Annotated in this window: 25 protein-coding genes and 1 pseudogene; 11 read left to right on the top strand and 15 right to left on the bottom strand. The window is 68.7% G+C overall.

Annotated elements, in window-relative coordinates:
• Positions 1-6 precede the first annotated feature (6 nt).
• Positions 7-2,259 (top strand): DNA/RNA non-specific endonuclease, encoded by a 2,253-nt coding sequence (locus tag L632_RS0111785; protein ID WP_028716849.1) that lies wholly within the window; start codon positions 7-9, stop codon positions 2,257-2,259.
• A 9-nt stretch (positions 2,260-2,268) separates the two neighbouring features.
• Here L632_RS0111785 and L632_RS0111780 read toward each other — a convergent pair whose 3' ends face one another.
• Together L632_RS0111780 and ilvC are read right to left on the bottom strand one after the other, a co-directional pair.
• Positions 2,269-3,834: a CHAD domain-containing protein gene (locus tag L632_RS0111780; protein ID WP_232215671.1), complete on the bottom strand. Its 1,566-nt coding sequence runs from the start codon at positions 3,832-3,834 to the stop codon at positions 2,269-2,271.
• An 800-nt stretch (positions 3,835-4,634) separates the two neighbouring features.
• Positions 4,635-5,657 (bottom strand): ketol-acid reductoisomerase, encoded by a 1,023-nt coding sequence (gene ilvC / locus L632_RS0111770; RefSeq protein WP_028712275.1) that lies wholly within the window; start codon positions 5,655-5,657, stop codon positions 4,635-4,637.
• 127 nt (positions 5,658-5,784) lie between these two features.
• Between ilvC and L632_RS0111765 the strand changes: the two genes are divergently transcribed.
• On the top strand, positions 5,785-6,240 hold the full coding sequence (locus tag L632_RS0111765; RefSeq protein WP_028712276.1) for an Lrp/AsnC family transcriptional regulator: 456 nt from the start codon (positions 5,785-5,787) through the stop codon (positions 6,238-6,240).
• Positions 6,237-6,695 carry an Lrp/AsnC family transcriptional regulator gene (locus tag L632_RS0111760; protein WP_028712277.1) on the top strand — a complete coding sequence of 153 codons (459 nt, stop codon included), beginning with the start codon at positions 6,237-6,239 and terminating at the stop codon, positions 6,693-6,695. Before L632_RS0111765 ends, L632_RS0111760 begins: the two co-directional genes overlap by 4 nt.
• Positions 6,696-6,864: 169 nt before the next feature.
• Here L632_RS0111760 and L632_RS0111755 read toward each other — a convergent pair whose 3' ends face one another.
• Positions 6,865-8,499, bottom strand: coding sequence for a D-alanyl-D-alanine carboxypeptidase family protein (locus L632_RS0111755; RefSeq protein WP_232220970.1), 1,635 nt, complete (start codon positions 8,497-8,499; stop codon positions 6,865-6,867).
• A gap of 283 nt (positions 8,500-8,782) precedes the next feature.
• Here L632_RS0111755 and clpS point away from each other — a divergent pair, with 283 nt between their 5' ends.
• From clpS to L632_RS0111740, 3 genes are read left to right on the top strand one after another with little or no spacing between them, the layout of a single operon-like run.
• Positions 8,783-9,100 carry an ATP-dependent Clp protease adapter ClpS gene (gene clpS, locus L632_RS0111750; RefSeq protein WP_028712279.1) on the top strand — a complete coding sequence of 106 codons (318 nt, stop codon included), beginning with the start codon at positions 8,783-8,785 and terminating at the stop codon, positions 9,098-9,100.
• 3 nt (positions 9,101-9,103) lie between these two features.
• On the top strand, positions 9,104-10,120 hold the full coding sequence (locus L632_RS0111745) for a class I SAM-dependent methyltransferase (protein WP_028712280.1): 1,017 nt from the start codon (positions 9,104-9,106) through the stop codon (positions 10,118-10,120).
• Positions 10,117-10,926 (top strand): SDR family NAD(P)-dependent oxidoreductase, encoded by an 810-nt coding sequence (locus tag L632_RS0111740; RefSeq protein ID WP_028712281.1) that lies wholly within the window; start codon positions 10,117-10,119, stop codon positions 10,924-10,926. The genes L632_RS0111745 and L632_RS0111740 overlap by 4 nt, the downstream gene beginning before the upstream one ends.
• Here the strand turns inward: L632_RS0111740 and L632_RS25110 are convergent.
• A complete protein-coding gene (locus L632_RS25110) occupies positions 10,923-11,339 on the bottom strand; it encodes a hypothetical protein (RefSeq protein ID WP_028712282.1) in 417 nt (138 codons plus the stop codon). The two genes, L632_RS0111740 and L632_RS25110, sit on opposite strands and share 4 nt — an antisense overlap.
• Positions 11,340-11,419: 80 nt before the next feature.
• Between L632_RS25110 and hemF the strand changes: the two genes are divergently transcribed.
• Both hemF and L632_RS0111725 read left to right on the top strand, forming a co-directional pair.
• Positions 11,420-12,280: an oxygen-dependent coproporphyrinogen oxidase gene (gene hemF, locus L632_RS0111730; protein ID WP_028712283.1), complete on the top strand. Its 861-nt coding sequence runs from the start codon at positions 11,420-11,422 to the stop codon at positions 12,278-12,280.
• Positions 12,280-12,840 carry a histidine phosphatase family protein gene (locus tag L632_RS0111725; protein ID WP_036698116.1) on the top strand — a complete coding sequence of 187 codons (561 nt, stop codon included), beginning with the start codon at positions 12,280-12,282 and terminating at the stop codon, positions 12,838-12,840. The genes hemF and L632_RS0111725 overlap by 1 nt, the downstream gene beginning before the upstream one ends.
• A gap of 9 nt (positions 12,841-12,849) precedes the next feature.
• Here L632_RS0111725 and L632_RS0111720 read toward each other — a convergent pair whose 3' ends face one another.
• The 4 genes from L632_RS0111720 to L632_RS0111705 form a co-directional block, all read right to left on the bottom strand.
• Entirely contained in the window at positions 12,850-13,398 is a 549-nt protein-coding gene (locus L632_RS0111720) for a sugar O-acetyltransferase (protein WP_028712285.1), read from the bottom strand.
• A complete protein-coding gene (locus L632_RS0111715; RefSeq protein WP_024845409.1) occupies positions 13,395-13,754 on the bottom strand; it encodes an SUF system Fe-S cluster assembly protein in 360 nt (119 codons plus the stop codon). The genes L632_RS0111720 and L632_RS0111715 overlap by 4 nt, the downstream gene beginning before the upstream one ends.
• A 64-nt stretch (positions 13,755-13,818) precedes the next feature.
• The gene (locus L632_RS0111710) at positions 13,819-14,547 is read right to left on the bottom strand and encodes a MipA/OmpV family protein (RefSeq protein ID WP_028712286.1); all 729 of its coding nucleotides are present in this window, start codon (positions 14,545-14,547) and stop codon (positions 13,819-13,821) included.
• A 101-nt stretch (positions 14,548-14,648) separates the two neighbouring features.
• Positions 14,649-16,496, bottom strand: coding sequence for an ABC-F family ATP-binding cassette domain-containing protein (locus L632_RS0111705; RefSeq protein ID WP_028716847.1), 1,848 nt, complete (start codon positions 16,494-16,496; stop codon positions 14,649-14,651).
• 165 nt (positions 16,497-16,661) lie between these two features.
• Between L632_RS0111705 and ndk the strand changes: the two genes are divergently transcribed.
• On the top strand, positions 16,662-17,084 hold the full coding sequence (gene ndk, locus L632_RS0111700; protein WP_028712288.1) for a nucleoside-diphosphate kinase: 423 nt from the start codon (positions 16,662-16,664) through the stop codon (positions 17,082-17,084).
• Positions 17,085-17,208: 124 nt separating this feature from the next.
• Here ndk and L632_RS0111695 read toward each other — a convergent pair whose 3' ends face one another.
• From L632_RS0111695 to L632_RS0111670, 5 genes and pseudogenes are all read right to left on the bottom strand, one after another.
• Complete coding sequence (locus L632_RS0111695; protein WP_028712289.1) at positions 17,209-18,417, bottom strand: cytochrome b/b6 domain-containing protein; 1,209 nt, start codon at positions 18,415-18,417, stop codon at positions 17,209-17,211.
• Positions 18,414-18,991 (bottom strand): annotated as a pseudogene (locus tag L632_RS22585) (thymidine kinase). The gene L632_RS0111695 and the pseudogene L632_RS22585 overlap by 4 nt, the downstream one beginning before the upstream one ends.
• 83 nt (positions 18,992-19,074) lie before the next feature.
• Positions 19,075-20,478, bottom strand: coding sequence for a DEAD/DEAH box helicase (locus L632_RS0111680; protein ID WP_230377370.1), 1,404 nt, complete (start codon positions 20,476-20,478; stop codon positions 19,075-19,077).
• Positions 20,479-20,699: 221 nt separating this feature from the next.
• The gene (gene dtd, locus L632_RS0111675; RefSeq protein WP_028716845.1) at positions 20,700-21,149 is read right to left on the bottom strand and encodes a D-aminoacyl-tRNA deacylase; all 450 of its coding nucleotides are present in this window, start codon (positions 21,147-21,149) and stop codon (positions 20,700-20,702) included.
• Position 21,150: 1 nt separating this feature from the next.
• The gene (locus tag L632_RS0111670) at positions 21,151-21,378 is read right to left on the bottom strand and encodes a hypothetical protein (RefSeq protein ID WP_028716844.1); all 228 of its coding nucleotides are present in this window, start codon (positions 21,376-21,378) and stop codon (positions 21,151-21,153) included.
• 93 nt (positions 21,379-21,471) lie between these two features.
• Between L632_RS0111670 and L632_RS0111665 the strand changes: the two genes are divergently transcribed.
• Entirely contained in the window at positions 21,472-21,723 is a 252-nt protein-coding gene (locus tag L632_RS0111665; RefSeq protein ID WP_028712294.1) for a DUF2312 domain-containing protein, read from the top strand.
• Positions 21,724-21,790: 67 nt separating this feature from the next.
• On the opposite strand, the gene L632_RS0111660 is transcribed toward L632_RS0111665, so the two are convergent.
• The gene (locus L632_RS0111660; protein ID WP_028716843.1) at positions 21,791-22,666 is read right to left on the bottom strand and encodes a hypothetical protein; all 876 of its coding nucleotides are present in this window, start codon (positions 22,664-22,666) and stop codon (positions 21,791-21,793) included.
• Positions 22,667-22,982: 316 nt separating this feature from the next.
• On the opposite strand from L632_RS0111660, the gene L632_RS22580 reads away from it, so the two are divergent.
• The gene (locus L632_RS22580) at positions 22,983-23,864 is read left to right on the top strand and encodes a LuxR family transcriptional regulator (protein WP_084648097.1); all 882 of its coding nucleotides are present in this window, start codon (positions 22,983-22,985) and stop codon (positions 23,862-23,864) included.
• A gap of 89 nt (positions 23,865-23,953) precedes the next feature.
• On the opposite strand, the gene tsf is transcribed toward L632_RS22580, so the two are convergent.
• Positions 23,954-24,865: a translation elongation factor Ts gene (tsf, locus tag L632_RS0111650; RefSeq protein ID WP_028712296.1), complete on the bottom strand. Its 912-nt coding sequence runs from the start codon at positions 24,863-24,865 to the stop codon at positions 23,954-23,956.
• Between the last annotated feature and the right edge of the window lie 33 nt (positions 24,866-24,898).

Below are 24,898 nucleotides of genomic sequence, written 5' to 3'. Positions count from 1 at the left end.
AGGAATATGGTCGATCTGCGCATCCATGCCGAGGTCGAGAACATCGTCCGCGACCGGCTGCGCCGGGCGCGGCCCGAGATCGAGGCCTCGCTGGCCCATATCGCCGAAGGCAATCCGCTTGCCGCGGAACCCACCCTGCCGCGCCGCCTCGAAAGGCTGCGGATCAAGACCGGCGGCAGCCGGGAAGAGGCGATGATGCTTTCGGCCGCCATCGACATGGCGGCGGCGGGCGCCGCCGCCGCGCCCGCGCGCGGCAAGCCGCCGGGACCCGAGGCGATCCAGGGCGCGACGCTGGATTTCGTCGGCGTGGCCTTTCTGGAGCGCGGTCGGCGGGCCGCGGACGCGGTGGGGCGCATCGCCTTCCTGAACGGCCGGCCGCAGGGCACCGGCTTTCTGGTGGCGCCGAACCTGCTGCTGACCAACCATCACGTGATCGACTCGCCCGAGGCGGCGGCCCGCCTGCAGGTGCAGTTCGATTACGAGCATGACCCATTCGGGCGGCTGCGGGCGGTCTCGGGCTTTCTCTTCGATCCGGACCTGTGCTTCGTCACCGACGGGATCGAGGGGCTCGACTATACGCTGATCGGCGTCGGCGGGCGACGCGAGGGCGACCGGGATCTGGCGGAATTCGGCCATCTGCCGCTGTCGGACGCCGCCGCCAAGCACATGCTGGGCGAGATTGCCAATGTGATCCAGCATCCCGACGGCCGCTTCAAGGAGCTGGTGCTGCGCGAGAACCATCTGGTCGCCCGCGACGAGACGCTGCAGGTGCTGCATTACGTCGCCGATACCGAGCAGGGCTCCTCGGGCTCGCCGGTGTTCAACAACGAATGGGAGCCGATCGCCCTGCATCACTGGGGCGGGCCGTGGCGCGAGGTGATGGGCACGGCCGGCCAGCCGCTGGCGCGCGAGATCAACGAGGGCATCCGCATCAGCGCCATCGTCGCCGACCTGCGCGGCAGGGCGGACGCGGCCTCGCCCGATGCCGCGGCGATCCGGGCGGCCCTGGACGCCTGGGACGGCGCCGGCCGCGGCCCGGACGCCCTGCCGCCGCAAGCGCCGCGCATGGCGGCCGCGCCGGGGTCGAGCCAGGCAGGGGGCTCGGTGACCTGGACCTTTCCCATCGAGATCACCCTGCACGCGCCGCGGCTTGCCGGTTCCGCCGCGCCTGTGCCGCCGGCCGCCGGCGCCGAGGCGACCACCTGGCGGACCGAGGATTTCGCCGACCGGGGCGGCTATGAGCCGGGCTTCATCCCCGGCCATATTGTGCCGCTGCCCGAGACCGGCGCGCTGCCCTGGCGGCTGGCCCGCAACCAGCTGGCGGCCGAGGGCGACGATCCGCACGAGCTGCGCTATCATCATTTCTCGATCCTGATGAATGCCGAGCGCCGGCTGGCCTGCTGCACCGCCGTCAATATCGACGGCGCCCGGATCCGCGCGGTCAACCGGGCCGACAAGACCGTCATCGTCGACCCGACCCTGGCCCAGCTCGGCATCGAATCGGCCGAGGCCAGCGACGATTTCCGCCCCGACCGCCGCATCCTGCCGGAAGAGCAGATGAACCGGCCTTTCTACGAAAACCAGCAGGTTCCCGGCTTTCCGGTCGCGACCTCGGCCGGGCGCATCGCCCGGATGTTCCAGAAGGGCCATATCATCCTGCGCGGCGATCCGGCCTGGGGCAGCGAGGCCGAGGCCCGCGCCGCCGAGCGCGACACCTTCTTCTACACCAATGCCGCGCCGCAGGTGGGGTTCTTCAACCAGGGCAGCGCGCTGGACCGGCCCGGCGCCAAGGGCAAGCTGCGCTGGCGCGCCGTCGAGACCTATGTGCTGCGCAATGCCGTGACCATGCGCCAGAGGATCAGCGTCTTCGCCGGCCCGATCTTCGACGACGAGGCCGACCCGGTCTATCGCTTCGGCGCGCGGCTGCCGATGCGGTTCTGGAAGATCGCGGTCTGGAACGACGGAACCGCGCTGCGTTCCATCGCGCTGATCGCGGACCAGCGCCCGGTGCTGGAGGTGATGCCCGAGGCGATGGGGGCCGAGGCCTTCCAGGACGAGGAGGAGCTGGCGCGGGTTTCGGAATTCCTGTCCACGGCGCGCGAGGTCGAGGCGCTGACGCATCTGGATTTTTCCGCGGCGGTTCGCGACGGCGATGTGCGGGCGGGGGCGGCGGAACCGGCCCCGGCGCTGACGCTGGAGCCGCCGGCCCTGGCCGGCAGCGCCCCGCCGCCGCGCCGCAAGGGCCGCAAGCGATGCTGAGCCCGGCGCCTAGCGCCAGAACCGCCGGGCATCGACAAAGGCGTCATGCGCTTCGGCAGCGGCCTCGATCAGCGCCTGCTTGTCCCGGTCCGATCCGGCCAATGCCGCCGCCTCGGGGTCATCGGTCAGGCCCAGCCGCTCCATCAGCTCGGGGGCGGTGACCAGATCGTTCAGCGCGCCCATGCGGTCCTGCAACTGCTCCAGCGCGTCCAGGAAGCGCGCGGCCCGGCGCTTGCGGCGTTTTTCCCCGAACAGCGGCGCGAAGAATTCGGCGGCATAGCGCAGTTTCTTGGCGTCCTTGCGCAGCTCGTGCCGGGCCTCGTCCGACAGCTCGGCCAGGTCGCGGCCCTCCTTCTTGACCTTGCGGCGAAAGCGGTCCAGCGCCGAGGCGGCGAATTCCCGCGCGGCTAGATTGCGGATTTCGGCCCCCGAGGGCAGCGCCAGCCAGGGGCCGATGGCCAGATATTCCGCAAGATCGAGCATCAGCCGCCGCGCCCGGCGCGAGGCCAGAGCCGTCTCGGCCCGGCCATAGGCCACCTCGCGCGCCGGTTCCAGCCGGGCGTGCAGCGCCTCGGCATCGCAGCGCGTCCGCAGCACGTCCAGGTCGCGCGCCTCGGCCAGCATGCCGGCGAGCCAGCGGCTTTCCTCGTTCAGCCGGCCGGCGTCGTCGTCCTGCAGCATCGGCTTGAAGATCGACAGGGCCGAGCGCAGCCGCCGCAGCGCCACGCGCGCCTGATGCACGGCCTCGGGATTGCTGCGCCCGATCAGCGGTTCGTTCAGCCGGAACTGCCGCAGGCAGGCGCCGGCGATCTGGCGAAAGCTCTCGGCGGCGGTCATGTCGCCGGTCAGCGCGGCCGGGGCCGCCTTGTGCATGTTCCGGACCGGGCCGAGCAGGCGATAGCCGCGCTCGGCCTCGCCCAGCACGCCCAGGCGCAGCGGCGCGATCTCGTCCAGCCGCCGCGCCAGCGAGAACAGCGCCGGGGGCGCTCCTTGCTGCAACACCAGCCCGATCTCGCAAAGCGGCGCGCTGCGGTCGCCCGCCGTCACCTGGCCCTGTTCCAGCACCAGGCCGATCGTGGCGCCCTCCCAGTCGAGGGTCCAGCATCGCTGCCGGGTCTGCAGGCGAAAGACCGGGCCGAGATCCTGCGCCTTGCGTCCCAGCAGCGCGCGGACCGGCGTGGAATCGTCCAGCTCCGGCACCTCCGCCACCGGCTGCTGCCATTCGGGCAGGGCGAAAAGTCCGGCGGGGGCGCCGGCCGCCTCGACGATCTGAAGGTCGCCTTCCGGTGCGTGCCGGATCGCCAGCGTGAAGCCCGCCGCCGCGAGGTCCTGCGCCGGCGTGTCGAAATAGGTCGCGCGCCGCGCAGCCGCGCCGCCCTCGCCCGGCAGCAGATCGGACCGGGCCAGGGTCTCCGAAGCCTCGGCCGCGAGGTCCAGCCGCAGCTCTTCGGCGGAAACGATGGCCCGGCGCGGCGGCAAGCCGTTCGCCTTCAGGGTGGCCAGATAGCCATGCTCGCTGCCGGGCGAAGCGGCCGCGTCGCGGGTGGTTGGTTTGCCTTCGGGCCTGTCGATCATGCTCGCGTCACCTTCACGTCCATTCCCTATGGGCGTGCTTGGTAAAGGTAATATGTCATGGCGCTGACCGGTAGCCGGGTTTCAACCGCTCGATCACGGGCCGTTGCCGCGAACGAGGCTCCGCGTCCACCGGCCGGCCAGCCATCCCTGCACCGGCAAGATCGGGCGGTGCATCGCGAGGCCGGGGGCACGGCCGTCCGGGTTCGTCATGAGGAGCGCCATGACCAAGCGCGCCGTCCGAGCCGCAATCCCAGCCGCTTGCAAGGGTCCGCGCTGCTCGCTGACGGGCTGTGACGCGGGTTGCATCCCCAGGCAGGACGAGTCGGAGGAAAGCCGTCAGATACGACAAGCGCCGCAATCGCATCGGGATCATGCGCAGCTGGCGCAAGATCGGGCGCTGCGTCCGCAGCTGGCCGATCATCCTCCTCTCCGCCGCTGGCAACGCGCAAGGTATCCGAACCAACGGAATAGATGACGCGGCTGCTTGGCGTCCCGCTGGGTGCAGTCCGCAGGATCAAGGGCAAGCCGGCGCCATTCCGGCTGCATATCCGGAAGGAGGGCGCTGGGATCAGACGGTTTGTCGGGCTGGACCCATGGCTGGAGAAAACCGCGACCCGCGTGATCGGCGCGCAAGGGACGATGGTGAAGAAGGCGCGGCTGTCCAGCGCGCCCGCGACCGTGCTGCGCTGGATCAGCGAGCAGGACGGTGCCCTTGCCGCGGTCCCGAGGGCTGGGGCGTCTTGCCCGCGGCCCCTCCCGAACGAAAAAGCCCCGCTCTCGCGGGGCTTTTCCTTTTGCGCTCAGTTGCGCTCCTTGTCGACCATCTTGCCCTTCGAGATCCAGGGCATCATGGCGCGGAGCTTCTCGCCAACCTTCTCGATCTGGTGCTCGTCGTTGATGCGGCGGGTCGCCTTGAAGAAAGGCTGGCCGACGGCGTTCTCCTGCATGAAGTCGCGTACGAACTTGCCGGTCTGGATGTCGGTCAGCACCGCCTTCATCCGCGCCTTGGTCTCTTCATAGGGCAGCACGCGCGGGCCCGAGACATATTCGCCGTATTCCGCGGTGTTCGAGATCGAGTAGTTCATGTTGGCGATGCCGCCCTCGTAGATCAGGTCCACGATCAGCTTCACCTCGTGCAGGCATTCGAAATAGGCCATTTCCGGCTCGTAGCCGGCCTCGACCAGGGTCTCGAAGCCCATGCGGATCAGCTCGACCAGACCGCCGCACAGCACGGCCTGCTCGCCGAACAGGTCGGTTTCGCATTCCTGGCGGAAATTGGTCTCGATGATGCCAGAACGGCCGCCGCCGATGGCCGAGCAATAGGACAGGCCGATGTCCATGGCCTTGCCGGTGGCGTCCTGATGCACCGCGACCAGGCAGGGCACGCCCCCGCCCTTGGTGTATTCGCCGCGCACGGTGTGGCCGGGGCCCTTCGGCGCCATCATGATCACGTCCACGCCCGGCTTCGGCTCGATCAGGCCGAAATGCACGTTCAGGCCATGGGCAAAGGCGATGGCGGCGCCTTCGCGCAGGTTGTCATGCACGTATTTCCTGTAGGTCTCGGCCTGCAGTTCGTCGGGCATGGTGAACATGATCAGGTCGGCCCAGGCGGCGGCCTCGGCGATGCCCATCACCTTCAGCCCCTCGGCTTCGGCCTTCTTGGCCGAGGCCGAACCCTCGCGCAGCGCCACCACCAGGTTCTTGGCACCCGAATCGCGCAGGTTCAGCGCATGGGCGTGGCCTTGGCTGCCATAGCCCAGCATGGCGATCTTCTTGTCCTTGATCAGGTTCACATCGCAGTCGCGATCATAGTAAACGCGCATCGGAAACTCCCTCCATTTCGCTGAGGGGTTTGTAGCAGGCGATTTCCCGGAGATGTGTGCATTTTTCACGTTTAATGTGGATGTATCGTCATGATAATGTGAAATTCACGACAAAAGTGAAAATATCATGCCCGACGCCACCGACCGCCGCATCCTGCGCCAGCTGCTCGCCGATCCCGACATCGCGAATGCCGCGCTGGCCGAGCGCGCCGGGGTGACGCCGGCCAGCCTGTGGCGGCGGCTGGAGCGGATGCGCGAAACCGGCGTGATCCGCGCCACCCTGACCCGCATCGACTGGCGCAAGCTCGGCTACGAGGTGCAGGTCAGCCTGCGCTTCACGCTGGACAAGACCCATCCGCGCGCCTTCGACGAATTCATCGCCGCCGCCCGCCGCGTGCCCGAGGTGACCGAGATCCAGACCTTCCTGGGTTCGGTGGACCTGCGGCTGTCGGTGATCGCGCGGGACATGGCGCATTGGCAGCAGCTTTACCGCGAAAGCATCCTGACCCTGCCGCATGTGGCGGACAGCGATGCGCTGATGCTGGTCTCGACCATCAAGGACGTGCAGGAGCTGCCGCTGTGAGCGTTCAGCCCGATGCGACGGACCTGGCGATCCTGCGGCTTCTGGCCGAGGATGCCACCCGCGGCGCGGCCGAGATCGGCCGGGCGCTGGGGCTGACCCAGCCCGCAACCTGGCGGCGCATCCGGCGCCTGACCGAGGCGGGGGTGATCGCCGGCCGCCGCGTGGTCGTGGACGAGGCGGCGCTGGGATTCGGTGTCACCGTCTTCCTGGGCATCCGGCTGGCGGTCAAAGGCCGCGTCAGCCTGGAGGATTTCGAGCGCGCGGTGACCGCCATCCCCGAGGTGCAGGTCGTGCAGCACGTGCTGGGCCAGTTCGACTACCGGCTGCGCATCCATGCCCGCGACATCGCCGATTTCGAACGCATCCTGCGCCGCCGCATCATGACCCTGCCCGGGGTCGGCCAGGTCGAGGCGAATGTCATGCTGTCCGAGGAACGCCGGCCGGGGCCGCTGTAGCATGCCGGGGAAGCGGCCGGATCGTCTGCCCGCCAGCCGGGCAGGGGTCTTGGCCACGCTGACCGATAGGCGGTTCGCCTATCCCACCCGGCAGGGCCGTCTGGGCCGGTTTGTCCGTGGGGCCTTGCTCTCAGGCCCGAACGTATCGGGCCCCTGCCGGTCCGCCGGATCAGGGGCCGATCACCTGGCAGTTCTGATGCCGGGCGGCGATCCGGTTGCAGGCGAGCTCGGCGGTTTCCTTGCTCATGCCGACGAAATTCGCCTCGAAGCCGCGCCGGGTATTGGCGACCCGGCTCATCGCGCTGCCGAGCGCGCCGCTTTCCTGCAGCGCGGTCTTGAGCAGCAGTTGCTCGGCCTCGTGCTGCGAGCGGAACAGGCCCAGCGTAACCCCCCAGCCCTTGCCGCCGGCGCCCGATCCGCGCGAGACGATCTCGGTCGCCTGCGGGGCGGCCTGGTCGTCGGGTTCGAGCGAGGCGAGGATGACGGTTTCCGACCGCTGCGCCGGGGCGGGTGCGGCCAGCAGCGCCATGCTTTCCGGCTGCGGCTGGGTGGTCTGGACGAAGAGCGAGGGCGAGCCGGCCGCCGGCGCGGTCGTCAGGCCGGCCGACCGGTCGCCGCGCGGCGCCGGCATCGGGCGGGCGGCATCGACCGGCGCCGCCGCGGTCTCGGGCGCATCGCCTTCCTCCGGGCGGGCTTCGGGACGCGCCGCGCGGGCCAGCAGTTCGGAATCGATCGCGGCATTGGCCAGCTGGCCGGTGCCGGGCTTGCGGGCCGGCCGGGCGCTTGCCGTCAACGTGCTGGCGCTGCGGGCGGGGGCGGGCGCCGTCGCCTGGGCGCGCGAGACCGCGGCCGAGATCGCCGCCGGCGTCACCACCGCGACGGTCGAGGCCCGCGCCACCGGCCGGTCGGAGGCGGAAAGCTGCACGTTCGCCGCCGCCGGGCCCGGTTCGGTCCGGGCGACCTGCACGGTGCGGCGCACCTTCTTCTCGGCCACGTATTGCGGCGGCGCAGGCTTGACCTCTCGCACACGGGTGGGGGCCTTTCCGAAGCCGGCGTCCAGCAATTGCGCCATCACCTGGTTGCGATGCGCGGTCGAGGTGCCGCCCATCACCGTGGCGATGATGCGCTTCGAGCCGCGCTTGGCCGAGGCGGTCAGGTTGAAGCCCGCCGCGCGGGTATAGCCGGTCTTGATGCCGTCCGCGCCTTCGTAGCTATCGAGGAACCGCTTGTTGGTGCTGGCGACGGTGGCGATGCCCGCATCCGCCGAACGGCGCGAGAAGATCGAGTAATATTGCGGGAAATCGTAGAACAGCCGCCGGCCCAGCAGGGTCATGTCGCGGGCGGTGGAATAATGCCCCTCGGCCGTCAGGCCGTTGGCGTTGCGGAAATTCGTATTGCGCATCCCCAGCGCCCGGGCCATCTGGGTCATCTGCGCGGCGAATTTCGCCTCGGACCCGGCCAGCCCTTCGCCGATCACCGTGGCCGCGTCATTGGCGGATTTCACCGCCGCCGCGCGGATCAGGTAGCGCAGCTCGATCCGCTGGCCCGGCTTAAGCCCCAGCCGCGAGGGCGGCTGCGCGGCCGCGTGGCTGGAGACCAGGAACTTGCTGTCCAGCCGGACTTGGCCGCGCTCGATGGCGTTGAAAGCCATGTAAAGCGTCATCATCTTGGTCAGCGAGGCCGGATGAAGCCGGGTATCCGCGTTCTGCGCGTAGATTTCCTGCCCGGTTCGCGCATCCATGACGAAGGCTGCGAAAGGGGCGGCGGCCACCGCCATGGGCAGCGCCCAGGCGAATAGGATCATCAGTCCCAAACGGACGTTCTTGGCGAATCTGCTCACTGTCCCGGTCTCTATCTGCCTCTGAGGACCCGTTCATTATGCGGGCCCTTCATTAATAAAATGACAATAGCACGGCTTCCGGCGTTCGGGAACTGCAAGTTTTCACCCCCGGCCACGCAATCTGCCGCAGGTTGCGCGGCCTTTCGGCAGGAAGGCGGGGGCGGGGGTTATCAAGCGCGGGGAAAGCCTCTATATTCGGTCCCAGAACCGTCCATATCCTGTTGCAAGCCTCGTGACCAATCCGCAGATGACGAACCGACCCGGGGACCGCGAAGAGGTCGAGCTGGGGGTCAAGACCCGCCCCCGCACGCAACGGCCTCCGATGTACAAGGTCTTGCTTCTGAACGACGATTTCACCCCGATGGAATTCGTCGTGCATGTGCTTGAGCGGCTGTTCAACATGAGCCATGCCCAGGCGATCGAGATCATGCTGACGGTCCATCGCAAGGGGGTGGCCGTCGTGGGCGTCTTCTCGCACGAGATCGCCGAAACCAAGGTGGCGCAGGTCATGGAACTGGCGCGCCGCCAGCAGCATCCGCTGCAATGCACCATGGAAAAAGAGTAGAAATTGGCTGGATCACGGCTGGAACTTGTCTTTGGCGGCACGCCGCCGGAAGGGCGCTGGCTGCTGATCGGCGCCGGCGCGGCGACCGACCTTTCCCCTTTCGACGCTGCCCGGCCGCAGATCGTGCAGGGCTTCTATCCCGATCACCGGGCGCTGCAGGCGCGCGGCCATGAGGTCGTCACCGAACCCTCGGGCGCCTTCGACGGCGCCGTGGTCTTCCTGCCCCGTGCCCGGGCCGAGGCGCGGGCGCGCATCGCCGAGGCCGCGGAGCGGCTGGCGCCCGGAGCCGCGCTCTGGATCGACGGGCAGAAGACCGACGGCATCGACGCGGTGCTGAAGGAGATGCGCGGCCTTGCCCCGGTGGACGAGGTGCAATCGCGCGGCCACGGCAAGATCTTCCGGGTGACGCTGCCCGGAGGGGGCTGGCTGCCCGAGGACTGGCCGGCCCGCGACCATCAGGCCGCCCCGGGCATGGTGACGCGGCCCGGGGTGTTTTCGGCCGACGGGCCGGACCCGGCTTCGCAGGCGCTGGCGGCGGCGCTGCCGGACAAGCTGCCGACCCGCATCGTCGACCTCGGCGCGGGCTGGGGCTGGCTTTCGGCCCAGATCCTCAGGCATCCGGGCGTCGAGCAGCTGCATCTGGTCGAGGCCGATGCGGCGGCGCTGGACTGCGCGCGGCGCAACGTGACCGACCCGCGCGCGCGGTTCCATTGGGCGGATGCGCTGGATTTCCGCCTGCCCGAGCCGGTGAACGGCGTCGTCATGAACCCGCCCTTCCACGAGGGGCGCGCGGCCGATCCTAAGCTGGGCGCCGGCTTCATCCGCGCGGCGGCGGGCCTGCTGACGGGGGCCGGGCGGCTGTGGATGGTCGCCAACCGGCACCTGCCCTATGAGCAGGCGCTGCGGGAATGCTTTGCCGAAGTCGCGGAACTGGGCGGCGATTCGCGGTTCAAGATCCTGACCGCCTCGGGCGCGCGGCGTCCCGGCGCCCGTCCACAGAGCAAAGGTAGGAAAAGATGAGCCTGTCCATCCAGGGCAAGACCGCCATCGTCACCGGCGCCGCGCGTGGCATCGGCCTGGCCATCGCACGCCATTTCCAGGAGGCGGGAGCCAATGTCATGTTCGCCGACAGCGACGAAGCGGCGCTGATGGCCGAGCTGGGCGAGCAGGCGGCGGGCGAAGGGCCGGTGCGGGCCTTCGCCGGCGATCTTGGCCAGAAGCTGACGCTGGCGAACCTGGTCTCGGCCACCATCGACGCCTTCGACCGGGTGGACATCCTGGTCAACGCGCATCGCATGGTGCAGGGCTGCGATCCGCTGACGGTCAACGACGAACTGCTGGGCGACATGCTGCGCCAGAACATGATGGCGGGGCTGCGCCTGTCGCAGATGGTCGCGCGGCGCATGATGGCGCAGGTGCGCGAGGAGGACGAGGATGCGCTGCAACACGGCGCCATCGTCAACGTGACCTCGCTGGCCGCCGACTGGCCGCAGCCGCAGATGCTGGCCTATTCCATCGCCAGCGCGGCGCAGGCGCAGGCCACGCGCTCGCTGGCCTCGGCGCTGGCGCCCAGGCGCATCCGGGTGAACGGCGTGGCCTTCGCCAGCATCATGTCGAACAACATGCAGCTGAAGCTGCGCGAGGACCCCGGCCTGCGCGACCGCATGGTGGCGGCGACGCCGCTGGGCCGCATCGCCGGCGCGGACGAGCTGGCCTCGACGGTGCAGTTCCTGGCCAGCGAGGCATCGAGCTTCGTCACCGGCCAGATCCTGCGCGTCGACGGCGGCCGCAGCCTGGGCGATCCGCTGGCGCCCGGGGTCTATTAGGACCGCTTCTCTTCGGGATAGGCGGTCTTGCAGGCATCGACGGCGGCGCGGGCGGCGGGCATCAGCGCCTGCTTGCGCGCCTGCAGGTTGTCGCGCTTGCGCGTCTCGGCGGCCGGGTCGATCGGCACCCGGTAACGCTCGGTATCGACGACGTCGCGCAGGCAGGGACGATAGCCCAGCCGGCGATTGCCGTCGCGATCGATCCATATATGGCGGCAATCGTCCCATTCGGTGCGGGTCACGGTGCGCTCTTCCCAGGCATAGCCGCGCGCCAGATTGGCCTCGACCTCGGCCAGCAGGTTCGAGACGGTGCGGTATTCGCGGGTGTTGCGGCTGATGCACTGTTCCTGCGGGGTTCCGCAGGCCGCGACAACCAGGACAGGCATCAGGGCAAGCAGGATGTTGCGGGTCATGGCCGGGATCTCTAGTTGTTTCGACCGAAGCATAAGCCCGTCCCCTTGGCGGGGCAATTCACGAATCCGGAGGCAAGCCCATGGAAATGCAGGACGAGCGACAGGAGGCCGCGGCCTGGTTCCGGGAATTGCGCGACCGCATCGTCGCGGCCTTCGAGGCGCTGGAGGATCGCGGCCCCGGCTCGGCCCCGCCCGGCCGGTTCGAGATCCGCGAGACCAAGCGCGGCGAGGATGGCGGCGGCGGGCTGATGTCGGTGATGCGCGGCGGCCGGGTCTTCGAGAAGGTCGGCGTGAACTGGTCGGCGGTGCATGGCGAATTGTCCGCCGCGGCCCGGCAGGCCATGGCGGCGCGCGGCGTGCCGGGGATCGAGGCCGACCCGCGCTTCTGGGCCTCGGGCATCAGCCTGGTCGCGCATATGCAGAACCCGCATGCGCCGGCCGTCCACATGAACACGCGCATGTTCTGGACCCCCGGCGCCTGGTGGTTCGGCGGCGGCGCCGACCTGAACCCCTGCCTGGAAGTCGCCGAGGATACGGCACATTTTCACGAAACCCTGCGCGCAGCCTGCGCCCCGCATGGCGCGGATTACTACGACCGCTTCAAGGCCTGGGCGGAGGAGTATTTCTTTGTCCCGCATCGCGGACGGGCGCGCGGCGTCGGCGGCATCTTCTACGACGACCTGAACACGGGCGACTGGCGCGCGGATTTCGCCTTTACCCGGGCGGTGGGCGAGGCTTTCCTGCCGGCCTTCCTGCCCCTGGCCGAAAAGCGCATGGCCCAGCCCTGGGGCGAGGCGGAAAAGGACGCGCAGCTGATCCATCGCGGCCTCTATGCCGAATACAACCTGGTCTATGACCGCGGCACCAAGTTCGGCCTGGCGACCGGCCACGATCCCGAGGCGGTGCTGATGAGCCTGCCACCCATGGCGAAATGGGTCTGATGCCGGACTGGCCCGACCTCTACCTGATGCGGCACGGCCAGACCGAATGGAATGCCCAGGGGCGGATGCAGGGGCGGCTGGATTCGCCGCTGACGCCGCTGGGGCAGGCGCAGGCGCGCCGGCTGGCTTGGCTGGTGCGCGACCTGCGCGGCGTCGCGCGCTATGCCAGCACCGCCGGGCGGGCGCAGCAGACGGCGCGCATCGTCTTCGGTGGGCAGGACTTCCGCGCAGACGAACGGCTGCACGAGATCGACATCGGCGATTTCACCGGCAGGCTTTGGGAGGAGTTGCGCGCGACGCATCCCGCGATCTTCGGCTCCGGCGGGCTGGACTGGTATGACCGCGCGCCGGGGGGCGAGCATTTCGCCGGGTTGGAGGCGCGGGTGCGCGCCTTCCTGGACGATCTGACCGGGCCGGCGCTGATCGTCACCCATGGCATCACCCTGCGCATGCTGCGGCTGGTGGCGATGGACCTGCCGCTGCGGCGCCTGCCCGAGATGCCGGTCATGCAGGGCGCGCTGCATCTGGTCAGCCGCGGCCGGCACCGGGTCTTCTTCTAGGCGGCGCGCTCAGCCCTTCGGCGGCAGCGGCCGGGCCGGGTTGCCGACCACTGTGGCGCCCGGCGCCACGTCCCGGGTTACCACCGCGCCGGCGCCGACGATGGCGCCGTCGCCGATCGAGATGCCGGGCAGGACGACGGCGCCGCCGCCGATCCAGACATCGTCGCCGATGCTGATCGGCTTGCCCCATTCCTCGCCCCGGGCGCGGCTTTCACGGTCGCGCGGCCGGTCCTCGGTCAGCAATTGCACGGCGGTGCCGAACTGGCAGCGCGCGCCGATGCGGATTTCGCAGATATCCATGAAGAAACAGCCGTAATTCACGAAGCAATCCGGGCCGAAATGGATATGCTTGCCGTAATCGACATGGAAGGGGGCGCGGATCACCGCGCCGTTCCAGGTGCCCAGCAGCTGGGTCAGGGTGCGGGCGCGGGTCTTGTCGCCGATGATGGTGGCATTGTAGTCGCGCATCAGCCCCTGCGCGGTCTTGCGCATCGCCACCAGCTCGCCATCCCCGGGATGATAGGGCAGGCCGGCCAGCATGTCCTCGCGCGCGGTCAAATGAAGCCGAGCTCCAGGCGGGCCTCTTCGGACATCATGTCCATGCCCCATTGCGGCTGGAAGGTCATCTCGACATCGACCTGCTTGACGCCGGGCAGCGGCTCGACCGCATCGGCGACCCAGCCGGGCATCTCGCCCGCCACCGGACAGCCCGGCGCGGTCAGGGTCATGACGATGCGCACGGCGTTCTCATCGTTGATGTCGATCGTGTAGATCAGGCCCAGGTCGAAGATATTGACCGGGATTTCGGGGTCGTAGACCGTCTTGCAGGCCTCGACCACACTATCATAGAGGGGGTGATCCGTGGTCGAGGGCGCGATCAGCGGATCGCCTTCCTTGAGGTTTTCGGTGCTCATGCGGCGCGTCCTGTGGAATCTTGGCAATGATATAGGACTTGTGCCTTCCGGGGTCCAGTGCCGCCTAGAAGCGGAAGTTCAGCCGCCGTGCCAGGCCGATGCTGACCGAGGGCTGGCTGCGCGTCTCGACCAGGGGCGAATCGCCGGCGTCGCCCAGCAGGCGGCCATAGCTCAGCCGGCCCATCACCGCCGTGTCGGGCATGAATTCATAGCGCGCCTCGATGCTGACGCGGGCGATATAGGCGCCGCCGTCCGGATCATGCTCGGATCGGCCGGGGCGGGTCTCGCCGGGCGCCACGCCGAAATAGGTGCCGGTGAAATCGTCGTCGCCCAGGCCCAGCTCGGCGCCGGTCCAGAGCGTCAGCTTGTCGCTGGCCTCGAATCGGTATTTCGCGCCCAGCTCGCCCACCAGTCCGTGATGGCCGCCGAACCCCTTGCGGATGGCGCCGTAGCTGGTCAGATCGCCCATGCGCCAGGACAGTTTCACGCCGATCTCGCCGGCATAGCCGATATCGTCCATGCCGCGCAGGTCGTCGTGATCGTCGGCGTCGCGCTTGCCGACATAGTTCAGCGAGGGCAGGATCGAGAACCCGTCCGGCTGGTCGCGGTCGGCATCGGCGTTGCGCAGGATGAACCAGGGCGCGGCATCCAGATTGTCCGAGCCCATGAATGCCGGCCCGTATTTCAGCCCCAGGCCGGCATCGACCGAGAATTCGCGCCCCAGCGACTGCCCCAGCGCGGGCGAGGTCAGGGCGGTGGCGGCGAGAAGCGCGAGCGCGGCTATCCTGATCATGGCGAATCCCTGTCGAATTGCGCGTGACCCTGCGTCGAAAACCCGTTGCAGGGCAAGCGGCTTCTGACGGATTTCACGCGGATGACGGCCCGCTGTTGCGTTCAGGCCCGCTCGGCCTCCTCCAGCCGCTCCAGCGCCTCCATCCACAGGCTTTCCGCGCGCTGCATCGCCTCGCTGGCCTCGGCATGCTTGCGGCCCCAGGCTTCGGCCTTCTGCGCATCGTCATAGGTCGCGGGATCGGCCATGATGGCGTCCAGCTTTTCCAGCATGGCGGTCAGCTTCTCGACCCGCTCCTCGGCGCGCCTGGCCTCGGCGCGCAGCTCCAGGATCTTCTCGCGCGCGGGGCGTTTCGGCGCCGGCTTCGCTTCGGTTTTCGGCTCGGGCTTTTCCTCGCCGGCCAGCAGCATGCGGCGATAGTCGTCCAGGTCGCCCTGCCAGGGGCTGACCCCGCCCTGATCGACCAGCCACAGCCGGTCCGCGACCAGGTTCAGCAGGTGCATGTCGTGGCTGACCAGCACCACGGCGCCGGTATAGTCGTTCAATGCCTCGGTCAGCGCCTCGCGGCTCTCGATGTCCAGGTGGTTGGTCGGTTCGTCGAGGATCAGCAGATGCGGCGCGTCGATGGTGGCCAGCAGCAAGGACAGCCGCGCCTTCTGCCCGCCCGAGAGCTGGCCCACCCGGGTCTCGGCCTGCGCCTCCATCAATCCGAATCCGGCCAGCCGGGCGCGCAGCTTCGCCGGCGGCTCGTCCGGGCGCAGGCGGCGGACATGGGCGATGGGCGTCTCGTCCAGTTCCAGCTCATCGACCTGGTGCTGGGCGAAATAGCCGATGCGCAGCTTGCTTGATCGCGCGATCCGCCCCTCCATCGCCTCCAGCCGGCCGGCCAGCAGCTTCGACAGCGTAGACTTGCCCTGGCCGTTCCGGCCCAGCAGCGCGATGCGGTCGTCCTGGTCGATGCGCAGCGCCAGCCGCCGCAGCACCGCCCGCCCGTCATAGCCCACCGTCACCCCGTCCAGCGAGATGATGGGCGGCGACAGCTGGTCGGGCTGCGGAAAGCCGAAGCGGTGGAACTTGGCCTCTTCCGGGGCGGTGATCGGCTCCATCTTCTCCAGCATCTTGATACGGGCCTGGGCCTGGCGGGCCTTGGTGGCCTTGGCGCGGAAACGGTCGACGAAGCTTTGCAGATGCGCGCGGCGGGCGTCCTGCTTCTTCGCCTCGGCGGCCTGCAAGGCGCGTTTCTCGGCCCGGGTCCGCGCGAAGGTGTCGTAGCCGCCGGAATAGAGCACCAGCCTGCGCTCCTCGAGATGCAGGATATGGCCCACGGCGCGGTTCAGCAGGTCGCGGTCGTGGCTGATGACGATCACGGTATGCGGATAGCGCTGCAGATAGCTTTCCAGCCACAGCGCGCCTTCCAGGTCGAGGTAGTTGGTCGGCTCGTCCAGCAGCAGCAGGTCGGGCTGCGAGAACAGCACCCCGGCCAGCGCCACCCGCATCCGCCAGCCGCCGGAATAATCGGCGGTCGGCCGCGCCTGGTCCTCGGTCGAGAAGCCGAGGCCGCGCAGTATGGTCGCGGCCCGCGCCTCGGCCGACCAGGCGTCGATATCGGCCAGCCGGGTCTGGATCTCGGCGATGCGATGCGCGTCGGTGGCATCGGCGGATTCGGCCAGCAGCGCGGCGCGTTCGGTGTCGACCTCCAGCACCGTCTCCAGCACGCTGGTCGCGGTGCCCGGCGCCTCCTGCGCGACGCCGCCGATGCGGGCGCGGGGCGGCAGGGTGATGGCGCCGCCGTCAAGGCCCAGCTCTCCCCGGATCAGCCGGAACAGCGTGGTCTTGCCGGCGCCGTTCGGGCCGACCAGGCCGACCTTGTGCCCGTCCGGGATGGTGGCCGAGGCGTGCTCGAACAGCGGCCGTCCGGCGATGGAATAGGATATGTCGTCGATGCGCAGCATGCGCCCCCGCATGGCGCAAGCCGCGGCGGGCGTCAATGCCGTCATCGAAGGCCCCTGCCAGGGCGCGGGCCGGGGCCGCGCCGGCTTTTCAAGCGCCGCGGCGCGTGTTAACGGGGCGCGGATTTCCGGGCCATTGCGGCCGGAACAAGGAAAAGGACGACCCCCATGGCCATCGAACGCACGCTTTCGATCATCAAACCCGACGCCACCAAGCGCAACCTGACCGGCAAGATCAACGCCAAGTTCGAGGATGCCGGCCTGCGCATCATCGCGCAGAAGCGCATCCAGCTGACGCTGGCGCAAGCCGGCCAGTTCTATGCCGAGCACAAGGAACGCCCCTTCTACGGCGAACTCACCGAATTCATGACCTCCGAGCCGGTGGTGGTGCAGGTCCTGGAAGGCGAGGGCGCCATCCTGAAGAACCGCGAAGTCATGGGCGCGACCAACCCGGCCAATGCCGACGAGGGCACCATCCGCAAGGAATTCGCTCTCTCGGTCGGCGAAAACTCGGTCCACGGCTCGGACAGCCCCGAAGCTGCGGCGCGCGAGATCGCCTTCTTTTTCTCGGGCCTCGAACTGGTCGGCTGAGCCCGGCGTCTTCGCCCAAATACCCATCGCAAAAGGCCGCCCATCGAGGCGGCCTTTTTCTCACATCGCGCTTTCACCGTTTCCCAAATACTCAAAGCAAAGCGGGCCAATCGAGAGGCCTTTCCTATTGCCGCCGCGCGCTCAACTCGAACCCGATCTCGACCCCGAATCCCACGGTGCTTTCATCGGCATAGCCCGCGCCGATGCCGAAATCGCGGCGATCGACGCGCATCTGCCCTTGGGCCTGCGCCACATCATCCTGAAGCGTCAGCTCGAAGGGCAAATCGGCCTCGACCGTCTGGCCGGCGATGGTCAGCCGGCCATGCGCGACATGCGGCTGACCCTCGGCCGCGGGAGGCAGGATCTCGGCCTCGAAACGCGCGGCGGGATGGGCGGCGGCGTTCAGGAAATCCGGTCCCTTGGCCGCGTCGCTGATGGCGCCCAGCGTCAGCGAGGCGATGTCGACATCGACCGCCACCCGCCCGGTCCGGCTCTCAGGGTCATAGGCGATATCGGCCTGCCATTGCCCGAACTGCCCCGTGACCGCATTGCCGGCCTGCATGACCTCGATCTCCAGAGCGCCCTGTTCGACCGCCCAGCCCGATCCGGCCGCGGCCGCAGGGGCGGATGCGGTGGCGGGCGTCTCCTGCGCCTCCGGGGTGTCGGCCGGGATGAAGGCGACCCCCACCCAGACCGCCAGCCCCGCCAGGGCGGCCAGGACATGCGGCAGGAGGCCGGGCTGCGCGGCCGGGGGCTCGGGCGCCCGTTCGGGATTGCCGGCCATGCGGCGCATGGTGCCGTCGCGGTCGATGATCGCGTGCTTCAGCGCCCCCGCGACATGCAGCAGGATCAGCCCGGCCAGCAGCCACCAGCCGAATTCGTGGAAGGCCGCGAAGCGCCCGGACAGCGCCGCGTCCTCGGGAACGAAGGGCAGGCGCTGGCCGAAGGGCCAGAGGATGCGGGCAAAGCCGCCCGGCGCCGCGGAATGCAGAAGCCAGCCCGACAGCGGCATGACGACCATGCCGATCCACATCGCCCAATGCACGACCTCGGCGCCGAAGCTTTCCAGCCACCGCTCGGGGTGCAGCGGGCGCGGCTTCGGCTGGGTCAGCGTCCACAGCAGGCGCAGCGCGGCGAGGGCCAGCGCCGCCATGCCCACGGTCTTGTGCACGGAATAGGCGGTGAAGATCGCCTGCAGCTGCGTTTCCCCGCCCTCGGGCAGGTTGTCCGCGTAAAGCCCGATGGCGATGGCGGCCAGGATCAGCACCGCGACCGTCCAGTGGAACATGCGGGCGACCCAGCCATAGGCGCGGGCGGTATTGCTGGCTTTCATCGGATTTCCCCCATCGCTTCGCGCCAATGGCGCCGGCAGAGCGAGACATAGGTTTCATTGCCGCCGATCTGCACCTGCGCGCCCTCGCGCAACGCACGGCCCTGTTCGTCCTGGCGCACGACCATGGTGGCCTTGCGCTGCAATGGCAGATGGTGCGCACCTCGCGCAGGTCGTCGGCCAGCGCCAGCAGCGCCGCCGAGCCGGGGAACAGCCGGCCGCGGAAATCGACCCGCAGCCCGTAGCACATCACCGGCTGGCCAAGGTCGTCGGCGACGCGGGCCAGCTGCCAGACCTGCTCCTCGGTCAGGAACTGCGCCTCGTCGACGAAGATGCAGGCGGCGCCGCGGCCCCGGGCTTCGATCAGGGCGAAAAGATCGGCTTCGGGGGTGAAACCCAGCGCGGATTCGGCGATGCCGATGCGGCTGGCGATCTGGCCGGGGCCGGCGCGGTCGTCCAGCGCCGCGGTCAGAAGCAGCGTCGCCATGCCGCGTTCGCGATAATTGTAGGACGCCTGCAGCAAGAGCGTGCTCTTGCCGGCATTCATCGTGGAATAATGAAAATAAAGCTTGGCCATGCCGGGAGATAGCCGGGCCGGGCCGGGGGTCGCAAGCCGCCGCGACATGGCGGCGGCTCACGTTTGCGCGTATCGCGGCGGAATCAGGCCCGCTGCGCCGTTTTCGGTGCGCGCGAGGGGCGCCGGGCCGGGCGCTTGCGCGCCGCGCCTTGCGCCGGGCGGCCCGCCGGGCCGCCGCGTTCGCGGATCTTGGCCGCCTCGAAGGGCTCTTCGCCGCCGACCACGGCGATCTTGGCCTTCATCGCCTTCTCGATGGCGCGCAGCTCGCCGATCTCGGCGGGCGAGCAGAAGGCGATGGCGCGGCCGTCGCGCCCGGCGCGGGCGGTGCGGCCGATGCGGTGGACGTAGTTTTCCGGCACGTTGGGCAGGTCGTAGTTATAGACATGCGCCACCTCGGGAATGTCGAGGCCGCGCGCCGCCACGTCGGTCGCGACCAGAACCTTGGTGTCGCCGGCGCGGAAGCTGGCCAAGGCACGTTCGCGCTGGCCCTGGCTCTTGTTGCCGTGGATCGCGGCGACCTTGTAGCCCCATTTCTCCAAAAGCTTCGACAGCTTTTCCGAGCCGTGCTTGGTGCGGCCGAAGACGATGGCCAGCTCGTCCACATGCTTGGACAGGTATTCCGCCAGCAGCGTCGCCTTGTCGCCCTGGTTGACGAAATGCACGCCCTGGTCGATCTTGGCCGCCGCCTGGCCGGGCGGGTTCACCGCCACGCGCAGCGGATCGTTCAGGTAGCTGTCGGCCAGCTCCTCCATCAGCTTCGGCATGGTGGCCGAGAACAGCAGCGTCTGGCGCTCGCGCGGCAGCATCTTGGCGATGCGGCGCAACGCGTGGATGAAGCCGATGTCCAGCATCTGGTCGGCCTCGTCCAGAACCAGGTATTTGGTCTGCGACAGGTCCACGGCGCCGCGCTCGATCAGGTCGATCAGCCGGCCCGGCGTCGCGATGAGCACGTCGACGCCGCGTTCCAGCCGCTGGACCTGCACGTTGATCGAGGCGCCGCCGACGACGCGGAACTGCCGGATCGGCGTGCCGACGGCATAGTTGTCGATGTTCTCGGCGATCTGGGTCGCGAGTTCCCGCGTCGGCGCCAGGATCAGGGCGCGGCAGGTCCGGGGCTCGGGCTTGCGGCCGATGTTCAGCAGCCGGGTCAGCATCGGCAGGCCGAAGGCCGCCGTCTTGCCGGTGCCGGTCTGGGCAAGGCCCAGAAGGTCGCGGCCCTCGACGATGCCGGGGATGGATTTTTCCTGGATGGGCGAGGGCGTCTCGATGCCCAGGCCCGGCAGGTTGATCGCCACGCGCGCATCGATCCCCATGCGGGTGAAGGCGGTGTCGATCTCGGGGATGGCGCGGCGGATGAATTTCTCCTCCGGCTCTGCACGGTGTCGGCGGTGGTTGGTGTTGGGTTTGTCGTTGCGGAAACGCGGCTTGCCGCCTTGCTGGGCGCGGGGATTGCCCGAACGGTTCGGGCGGGTGGTCTCGTTGGTCATAACATCTTTCGGCCAGGTCGCCCGCGTATCGGCGCGCATGGCTGGTGCCGTGCAAAGCGCACGGCTGGTTGCGAGGGGCGGGCGTGGATACGGTGATGCCCGCAGCCTCCCCGCGTGAATGGGAAACTGGAAAATCGGTGCCGACCTTGGCGCAAGGGCGCCGGCTGCTCACGCGGCAGCGGGCGGCAACTTGTCGCAAATGAGGGTTCGGGCTGCGAAAGTCAAGCGCGTTCTGCGGAATCCATCCAGATCGTAACCGGGCCGTCATTGACCAGCGACACCTTCATGTCGGCGCCGAAGGCACCGGTCTCGACCGGCAGGCCCAGGTCGCGCAGCGCCTCGGCAAAGCGCAGATACAGCGCCTCGCCGCGCTCGGGCGCCTCGGCGGTGGAGAATCCGGGGCGGTTTCCGGTGCGGGTGTCGGCGGCGAGCGTGAACTGGCTGACCACCAGCACCGCGCCGCCGGTGTCCACGACCGAGCGGTTCATCTTGCCGGCCTCGTCGCGGAAGATGCGCAGCTTGGCCACGCGCGCGGCCAGCTTTGCGGCTGCGTCGTCGGGGTCGCCCTGCATGGCGCAGACCAAGACCAGAAGGCCCGGCCCGATGCGGCCGATGCTGCGGCCCTCGACCGTGACCTCGGCTTCCGAGACCCTCTGGATCAGCGCCCGCATCTCACTTGCCCAGCATGATGCCAAGGACGACCAGCATCAGCCCCAGGACCGAGGCCGCGAGTGCCGCCATGTTCACCGCCACGACCTTGCGCATGGCGGCGCGCATCTCGGCATCGTCGCTGATCCGCGCCTTGGCCCGCGCAGCGGTCAGGATGCACCAGGCCAGCGCCACCAGCCCGACCACCGTCAACGCGGTTCCGCCCCAGATCAGCCCGTCCCAGATCGTCATGTTTTCGCCTCCGTCTGCCGCTGACGGCCTAGCGGCGATTGCACCCGCCCGCAAGACCGCCTAGACCCGCGCCAAAACCCGAAGGAGCGGAACATGCAGGACGACAACGCCTATGGCATCGCCGCCGGCGAGCTGCGCCAGTTCATCGAGCAATACGAGCAGCTCGAGGCGGAAAAGAAGGACGTGACCGAGCAGCAGAAGGAGCTGATGGCCGAGGCCAAGGCGCGCGGTTACGACACCAAGGTCATGCGCAAGGTCATCGCGCTGCGCAAGCGCGACAAGGACGACATCGCCGAGGAAGAGGCGATCCTGGAAATGTACAAGGCCGCGCTCGGCATGGCCTGACGCCGCGAGGCGCGCGCAAGCGGGGGCCGGGCGACCGGCCCTTTTTCATGCGCGGGCTTTCATGCGCTCAGGGGGTGATGAACTCGATCCCCGGCAGGGCGGCGATCTCGGCCATGTCGGCGTCATAGGCGGCGGTGATGCGGTCCACCAGGTCCTGCGTCCAGCCGGGCAGGTTCAGCTGCACCTCGATCTGCTCGGGCAGGGCGTATTTCTCCAGCGCGGCGGCAAAGATCCGGCGGCGGCTCCTGACGGTCAGCCGCTCTTCCTGCGCCATCGCGTCGCGGATCATGCGGATGCCGTCCGGATGCAGGATGTCGCCCAGGATCTGCAGCCCGGCCTTGAGCGGCACGTCCGCCGGCATGGTCGAGATGCGGCGCACCACCTCGGGCCAGATCAGCGAGGTGTCCTCGTGACACCAGACCACCAGCCGCCGGTCGGGCAGGGCGGCCAGGATGCGCCGGATCGCCGGGGCCCAACGCAGCGCCTCGGGATCGACCCCGTCCATCAGCTCGGCATAGGTGCCGCTGCCTTCCTGCGACAGGATGAAGGGGATCAGCGTGGCCGGGTTCTTCAGCGCCATGAAGAACTCGATCTCGGCGCTGGGGAACAGATTGGCCAGCGCCGCCATCTTCTCGCCCGCCGCGACATAGAGCCCCTCGGGCGAGATCGCCCGCGCCGCCTTGCCCAGGAAGGTGGGCGTGCTGCAGATGATGCGGCGCGGATCGTCCAGGTCCAGGATGGCGTCCAGCATGACCTGCTCCATCTCGGCCGTGGCCGGGCCGCCCCTCAGCGCGTTCAGCGCCTCGTTGAACACGTCGCGATGGCGGTTCGGCGTCACCGGCTCGACCCCGTTGCGCAGCAGCCAGTCCCGGTTTTGCAACAGTGTCTTGACCATGCGGTAAAGATCGGTGCCGTGAACCCCGCAATGAAAGACGACCTGCATGCGCGCGCAACTCCCGACTCGTTTCCGGCGGCACAGTAACCAGCAATCCGGATCAGGAAAACCACCTGCTTGCAGGCCGCCGGAATGCGATTCGGCAATTAGGACGACTTGCCCCATCGTCATTGCGCAATCGCCATATGTCTTTCCAGATCAATCTGTTGAAAGGTTTCCTTTAAATAAGTTAACCTTACGTCACCTTGCAAATTTCTGCCTGATGCATTGATCCCGTCCGGGGTATTGGCAATAATATTTCAAAGGCATCGGCGCTGGTGCAATTTATTCTAAAGGGTTTTTGGGGAAAGAGCGCAGTAAAAACATGGAAGTGCTGAAAGACATGGAGGTCATCCTTGCGGCGCGCTCGGTGCAGGCCGTCTGGCAACATTATGTCGAACGGCTGACCGACCTGGGCTTCCCGAATGTTGCCTATCGCGCGGTGCGGATACTCGAGGCTTCTTGCGACCGGATGCGTGACGACAGCCTCGTGCTGTCCAGCTATTCGCCGCACCTTTGGCATGAGCTGGTCTCGCTGGACCTGGTCGAGAGCCTGCCGATGCATCTGTGGCTGGTCGGCAACCAGGGAAGCGAAAGCTGGGACTGGATGCACCAGCGCCGCCTGGCCGGCCGGCTGACCCCGTGCGAGGAGCGGGCGCTGGACCTGTTCGCGCGCTACGGCCATGTCGCGGGCTATGCCATCGGCCTGGGTGACAGGGTCGAGCGCATCCGCGCCGGCATCATCCTCGGCGGTCCGATCGGGATGCGGCAGGACAAGCTCGACGAGCTCTGGTCGCAGCATGGCCGGATGATCGAGGCGGTGAGCGGGCTGATGCATCTGCGGCTATCGAGCCTGCCCTATGCCGAGCCCGACTGCGTGCTGACCCTGCGCCAGCGCGAGGTTCTGGAATGCATCTCGGTCGGCCGCACCACGCAGGAAATCGCCGAGCTGCTGGACGTCACCCCGGCCACGGTCGAGAAGCATCTGCGCCTGGCGCGCAAGGCGCTGGGGGCAAGGACCACGGCGCAGGCCATCCTGCTGGCTACCAGCCGCAAGCAGATCTTTGTCGATCACGGCGCGCCCCGCTCGCCGGTGGCCCGGGCCTCCGCCGCATCGCTGCAGGATGGGGCGCGGCTCGAGCCCTGGCACGCGCCGGGCCTGCATCCGTCCGGGCATCTGCAGCGGGCCCTGAACAGCGACGGCTGACCGCCGCCGCGCCGTGGCCAGCCGGGCCGCGCAATGCAAGACGCCGGTCCCGCGGGGCCGGCGTCTTTCGTTCTGCGTCAGGGGCGGGATCAGGCGCCGGCGCGGGTCTTGGCGACCTCGGCGGCGAAATCCTCTTCCTTCTTCTCGATGCCTTCGCCGACCATCACCCGGGCATAGCCGGTGATCTCGACGCCGGCTTCTTTCGCGGCCTGCTCGACGGTGACGTCGGGATTGACCACGAAGGGCTGGCCCAGCAGCGTGTTCTCGGCCACGAACTTCTTCATCCGGCCGGGGATGATGTTGTTCTGGATCACGGCCTCGGGCTTCGGCTTGGCCGAGGCGGCATTCTCTTCCAGGGCCTTGGCGGTCTGCACTTCCAGCTCGCGCGCCAGCAGCGCCGGGTCCAGCGTGGCTTCCGACAGCGAGACCGGGTTGGTCGCGGCGATATGCATGGCGAACTGCTTGCCGATCGCCTGCGCCTTCTCGGCATCGCCCTTCAGCGCCACCAGCACGCCGATCTTGCCCAGGCCCTCGGCCGCGGCGTTATGGACGTAAGAGACGACGGTATCGCCTTCCAGCGCATGCATCCGGCGCAGGGTCATGTTCTCGCCGATGCGGGCGATGGCGTCGGTCAGCACGTCGGCGACCGGCTTGCCGTTCAGATGCGTGGCCCGCAGCACCTCGACATCGGTGGCGGTTTCCAGCGCCACGGCGGTGATTTCGCGCACCAGCTGCTGGAAATCGGCGTTCTTGGCGACGAAGTCGGTTTCCGAGTTGATCTCGACCGCGACGCCACGGCCAGCCTTGACCTGCACCCCGATCAGACCCTCGGCGGCGACGCGGTCGGCCTTCTTGGCGGCTTTCGCCAGGCCCTTGGTGCGCAGCCAGTCGATGGCGGCTTGCATGTCGCCGCCGGTTTCGGTCAGCGCCTTCTTGGCGTCCATCATGCCCGCGCCGGTCGTCTCGCGCAGGTCCTTCACCATCGCAGCGGTGATAGCCATTCGGGTGTCTCCTTGCTTTTCAATGCGTCAGGC

The organism is Paracoccus sp. J39 (assembly GCF_000518925.1).
Taxonomy (GTDB): domain Bacteria; phylum Pseudomonadota; class Alphaproteobacteria; order Rhodobacterales; family Rhodobacteraceae; genus Paracoccus.
This window is presented reverse-complemented; position numbering and strand designations above follow the sequence as displayed.

Coding starts and splice junctions, on each gene's coding strand:
- L632_RS0111785 (WP_028716849.1), top strand. CDS start 7: ATGGTCGATCTGCGCATCCATGCCGAGGTCGAGAACATCGTCCGCGAC.
- L632_RS0111780 (WP_232215671.1), bottom strand. CDS start 3,834: ATGATCGACAGGCCCGAAGGCAAACCAACCACCCGCGACGCGGCCGCT.
- ilvC (WP_028712275.1), bottom strand. CDS start 5,657: ATGCGCGTTTACTATGATCGCGACTGCGATGTGAACCTGATCAAGGAC.
- L632_RS0111765 (WP_028712276.1), top strand. CDS start 5,785: ATGCCCGACGCCACCGACCGCCGCATCCTGCGCCAGCTGCTCGCCGAT.
- L632_RS0111755 (WP_232220970.1), bottom strand. CDS start 8,499: ATGATCCTATTCGCCTGGGCGCTGCCCATGGCGGTGGCCGCCGCCCCT.
- clpS (WP_028712279.1), top strand. CDS start 8,783: ATGACGAACCGACCCGGGGACCGCGAAGAGGTCGAGCTGGGGGTCAAG.
- L632_RS0111740 (WP_028712281.1), top strand. CDS start 10,117: ATGAGCCTGTCCATCCAGGGCAAGACCGCCATCGTCACCGGCGCCGCG.
- L632_RS25110 (WP_028712282.1), bottom strand. CDS start 11,339: ATGACCCGCAACATCCTGCTTGCCCTGATGCCTGTCCTGGTTGTCGCG.
- hemF (WP_028712283.1), top strand. CDS start 11,420: ATGGAAATGCAGGACGAGCGACAGGAGGCCGCGGCCTGGTTCCGGGAA.
- L632_RS0111725 (WP_036698116.1), top strand. CDS start 12,280: ATGCCGGACTGGCCCGACCTCTACCTGATGCGGCACGGCCAGACCGAA.
- L632_RS0111715 (WP_024845409.1), bottom strand. CDS start 13,754: ATGAGCACCGAAAACCTCAAGGAAGGCGATCCGCTGATCGCGCCCTCG.
- L632_RS0111710 (WP_028712286.1), bottom strand. CDS start 14,547: ATGATCAGGATAGCCGCGCTCGCGCTTCTCGCCGCCACCGCCCTGACC.
- L632_RS0111705 (WP_028716847.1), bottom strand. CDS start 16,496: ATGCTGCGCATCGACGACATATCCTATTCCATCGCCGGACGGCCGCTG.
- ndk (WP_028712288.1), top strand. CDS start 16,662: ATGGCCATCGAACGCACGCTTTCGATCATCAAACCCGACGCCACCAAG.
- L632_RS0111695 (WP_028712289.1), bottom strand. CDS start 18,417: ATGAAAGCCAGCAATACCGCCCGCGCCTATGGCTGGGTCGCCCGCATG.
- L632_RS0111680 (WP_230377370.1), bottom strand. CDS start 20,478: ATGACCAACGAGACCACCCGCCCGAACCGTTCGGGCAATCCCCGCGCC.
- dtd (WP_028716845.1), bottom strand. CDS start 21,149: ATGCGGGCGCTGATCCAGAGGGTCTCGGAAGCCGAGGTCACGGTCGAG.
- L632_RS0111670 (WP_028716844.1), bottom strand. CDS start 21,378: ATGACGATCTGGGACGGGCTGATCTGGGGCGGAACCGCGTTGACGGTG.
- L632_RS0111665 (WP_028712294.1), top strand. CDS start 21,472: ATGCAGGACGACAACGCCTATGGCATCGCCGCCGGCGAGCTGCGCCAG.
- L632_RS0111660 (WP_028716843.1), bottom strand. CDS start 22,666: ATGCAGGTCGTCTTTCATTGCGGGGTTCACGGCACCGATCTTTACCGC.
- L632_RS22580 (WP_084648097.1), top strand. CDS start 22,983: ATGGAAGTGCTGAAAGACATGGAGGTCATCCTTGCGGCGCGCTCGGTG.
- tsf (WP_028712296.1), bottom strand. CDS start 24,865: ATGGCTATCACCGCTGCGATGGTGAAGGACCTGCGCGAGACGACCGGC.